The sequence below is a fragment of the Kribbella albertanoniae genome, assembly GCF_004348455.1.
GTDB classification, from domain to species: domain Bacteria; phylum Actinomycetota; class Actinomycetes; order Propionibacteriales; family Kribbellaceae; genus Kribbella; species Kribbella albertanoniae.
The window spans coordinates 1-3,907 of sequence record NZ_SMKA01000442.1 but is presented as its reverse complement, the minus strand read 5'-3'; the positions used below and the strand labels follow the sequence as shown (position 1 = coordinate 3,907).

Annotated in this window: 3 protein-coding genes; 2 read left to right on the top strand and 1 reads right to left on the bottom strand. The window is 68.0% G+C overall.

From position 1 onward, the window contains the following. Positions 1-1,198: serine/threonine-protein kinase (locus tag E1261_RS43715; RefSeq protein WP_132416107.1), on the bottom strand; the 1,198-nt coding region annotated here is incomplete at its 3' end. Between the two features lie 212 nt (positions 1,199-1,410). Between E1261_RS43715 and E1261_RS43710 the strand changes: the two genes are divergently transcribed. Together E1261_RS43710 and E1261_RS43705 are read left to right on the top strand one after the other, a co-directional pair. Continuing rightward, on the top strand, positions 1,411-2,790 hold the full coding sequence (locus E1261_RS43710; RefSeq protein WP_238176829.1) for a hypothetical protein: 1,380 nt from the start codon (positions 1,411-1,413) through the stop codon (positions 2,788-2,790). Between the two features lie 10 nt (positions 2,791-2,800). Then, the gene (locus E1261_RS43705; protein ID WP_132416105.1) at positions 2,801-3,622 is read left to right on the top strand and encodes a hypothetical protein; all 822 of its coding nucleotides are present in this window, start codon (positions 2,801-2,803) and stop codon (positions 3,620-3,622) included. Positions 3,623-3,907: the final 285 nt, after the last annotated feature.

Genomic DNA, 3,907 nt, shown 5'->3' with positions numbered 1-3,907 from the left:
GGGTGGGAGTCGGCGTCGACCGCGGCGTGGGGGTCGGTGAGACCGTGGGCGGCGTACTGGTCGGCGCCGTGGGAGTGGGTGTCGGGGTCGGGGTCGGCGTGGGCGACGGTGTCGTCGATGGTTGCCGCGTCGGCACGGTGGACTGCGTGGACTCACTCGGGTACGGCGTGTTCGACGTACTGACACTCGTACTCGGCCGCGGGCCGATGTCGACCGTCGGAGGCAGGTCGTTGCCCCGGCTCTGCAGCAGGATGGCAGCGGTGATCGCACCGGCGATGATGAGCACGCTGGCGGCGGCGATCATCCAGGTCGTCCGTTGCTGCGGCCCGGCCTTCGCCGGCACCGCGGGCACGGGTGCTGGTATTGGGGCGAGTGCTTCGGTCGGCCGATCGGTGACAACCGGCGACCACTTGCCCGCAGCGAGTTGCGCGGCCGTCGGCCGCTGCGCCGGATCCTTCGCGAGCATCTGCAACAGCACGCCCTCGAACGGCCCAGCCAACTCTGGGCGGAGCTCACTAGGCGGAACCGGCTCGGCGTCCACGTGCTGGTAGAGCACCGCCGTCGGATGATCGCCCATGAACGGCGGCCGGCCGGTGACCAGCTCGTACAGGACACATCCCAGCGCGTAGATGTCGGCTTCGGGGCCGGACTGCTGACCCTGCGCACGCTCCGGCGCCAAGTAATAGGGACTACCCAGGATCTGACCGGTCATCGTCAGCTCGCTGGTCTCGGCCCCGGGCATCTGCGCGATGCCGAAGTCCGCGACCTTGACCGTCCCGTCCGCCGCGACCAGCAGATTGCTGGGCTTGATATCGCGATGAACGACATCCTGCGCGTGCGCGGCCATCAGCCCGGCCGCAGCCTGCTCGACGATCGCGGTCGCTCGCTGCCAGGACAGCGGTCCGCTAGCGGCCAGCTCCCCGGCGACCGAACGTCCCTCGACCAGCTCCATCACCAGGTAGAACGCGTCGTCGTGCTGGCCGAAGTCGTACACCGCGACGATATGCGGATCGCTCAACCGCGCGGCCGCCCGTGCCTCTCGCCGGAAACGCTCGGAGGCCGACGGGTCCGCACTGGACCGGAGCATCGTCTTCACCGCGACCACCCGGCCCAGTGCCTCGTCGGTGGCGCGATGGACCTCCCCCATGCCGCCACGTCCGAGAGACGCGCCCAGCCGGTACCGCCCTGCGATCAACATCCGTTCCTCGTACCCACCCCGTCGACACGGCAACCCGCTCGCCCGGGCACCAAAGAACGAGACTACCTGGAGCAACCAAAGCTGGTTGCAGCGGCTGTGCATCGGCTGTCCGGAACTGGTCGCGAACCGTTCACTACGTTCTGGGTCAAAGGGATTGCCCTGCGTGAGAGCTTCGGCTGTTCTGGTCTGCGTCGTGACCAGAGAGAAGGAGCATGATGATTCCTGAACACAGGGCAGCCGGGTTCGGCCGGCGGGCGGTGCTGCGCGGCGCCGTCATCGGGGCGCTGGCCGCCGCTCCGCTTCCGCTCGCTCATCGTCTGACCGGTTCCGCGAAGGTTCCCGCAGCGGCCACGGCGCCGGCGGCCGCGTGTGTCGACCTGCCGCTGGTCGGTGGGGCCGAGTTCCCGATCGGCGTGTTCTGGCCACCGCCGCCGTACCAGACGACGGTCGAGCGGTACGGCGAGATCCGCACCGCCGGGTTCAACTTCGTGATCACCGGCAACTACGTGGACGATCAGGCGATCATCCGGCACACGCTGGCGATCGCCGAGCAGGTCGGGCTGAAGGTGCTGGTGTCCAGCGATCCCGATGTGCAGAACATGGCGCGCCGGTTCACGATCAGCGACGACCGGTCGGTCCCGATGTCGATCACCACCGCGGACGCCCGGACGCTGCTGACCAACGCGCTGAACCAGTACCGCGGTTTCGAGTCGTTCGCCGGCTTCAGTCTCGGCGACGAACTGCCGGAGGCGCAGGTCCCCTCGCTGGGCAAGGCGTTCGCGATCGCGCGCGAGCAGGCGCCGACGTACACGCCGTACTCGAACTTGGTGCCCGGCAACGGCGACGGCTACCGGGCGATGGTCCGCCGGTACGTCGACCTCTGCCATCCGCCGATGCTGTCGTACGACCGCTATCCGTTGCTGACCTCGGGCGAGGACCCGGGCTACTTCGAGAACTGGGCGATCATCCGCTCCGAGGCGCTGCGCGCGAACATTCCTTCCTGGGTGTTCGTGCAGAGCGTCGAGTACTCCGGGCACCGGTTCCCGACCCAGGCCGAGCTGCTGTGGAACATCAACACCAGCCTCGCCTACGGCTGCAAGGGCATCCAGTACTTCACCTACTGGCAGCCCGACCCCGCTCGAGGTGAGAACTTCGGTCGCGCGCTCACCACCCTCGACGGCACGCACACGCCGCTGTACGACGCCGCGAAGACCATCAACACGAGCTGGCTCCGCCAGGTCGGCGCCGAGCTCAAACCGTTGGTCTCCGAACTGGCTGTGCACGCGAACCACACGCCACCACCAGGCACGGCCGGTTTCACTCCAGGCACGTACCTCAGCGGTACGGCGGGGAGTCCCGCGGTGCTCGGGTTGTTCCGGCCGACCGATGCCGCCAAGACCCGCTGGTTGCTGATCGCCAACCGCCAGTCCGGTGCGAGCGGGACCACGACGGTTTCGTTGAACCAGGCAACGGTCACCAAGGTCTCGGTCTTCGATCCGGCGACCCGCGCGTACACCGCGCAGGCGGACAAGACCAAGATCGTCGCCACCCTGGCACCCGGGGCCGCGGCCCTGTACCGGCTCGACGCGTAAGGGGGACGAGATGCGCACCCAGCTCCTCGGCCAAATCATCACCGGCGGCGTCGCAGCTGCTGTCGCCGCGGCCGTGATCGCGGTTCCTCAAGCCTTCTCTCACAAGGAGGCACCCACTGCTGCACCCGCGGCCGTCTGCGTCTACAACTGGTACCTGTCGAACAGCAGAACCTCGGGGACGGCGACCATCCCGGCCTTTGCCTATGGCAACACTCCGATGGTCCCGCTGGCCGGCAACTGGGACGGCGTGGCCGGCGACACCCCGGGCGCGTACAGCCCGGACGACAACAAGTTCTTCCTGAGCAACAACTTCAACGGTGGCGTCGGCCAGGTCACCATCGCCCTCGGCACACTGGGCGACAAGCCGATCGTCGGTGACTGGAACGGCGACGGTACGGACGAGGCCGGCACCTACACCCCGTCCACCGGCACGTTCACCAAACGCGCGGCCGACGGAACGACAACCACGCTCGCCTACGGCACGCCGTACCAGACTCCTCTCGTCGGCGACTGGAACGGTGACGGTGTCGACGACGTGGGCGTCTATCGCGCGGCCCAGGCCACCTTCGACCTCCGCCTCGCCGACGGCACCACCCGCTCCCTCGTCTACGGCGACCCCTACTGGAAGCCGACGGCCGGCGACTGGAACGGCGACGGCCGCGACGAGCCAGGCCTCTACAACCCCGCCAACGCCACCTTCTACTTCCGCATGAGCGGAATCGACCCCACCGAAACCACCGAGAAGATCCGGTACGGCGACCCCGGCGACCGCCCCCTCGTCGGCGACTGGGACGGCAACCACACCACCACCCAAGGCATCATCCGCTCCTAACCCCGGTTCGTACGCCGACGCGGCGGCCATCCGTCCCTGCCCGCAGGAATTTGAGCGGCTATCCATTCAAGTGGACCCTTCTCTGGTCATATTTTCAGGGGAGAAGGGGCAACCTGAGGGGAGATCCCCTCGTTCCGGGCCGCAACCACAGCCCGGAAGCCCAGGCGAAATCCACCTCTGGTCGCCTGCCCCGCCAACAACCGTGGGTTGAACAGGAGCCGGTGGGCGTGAACACGTCATTCCTTGTTCAAGCCCCAGCACGCGGTCTCCGCACCCCCAAGTGGC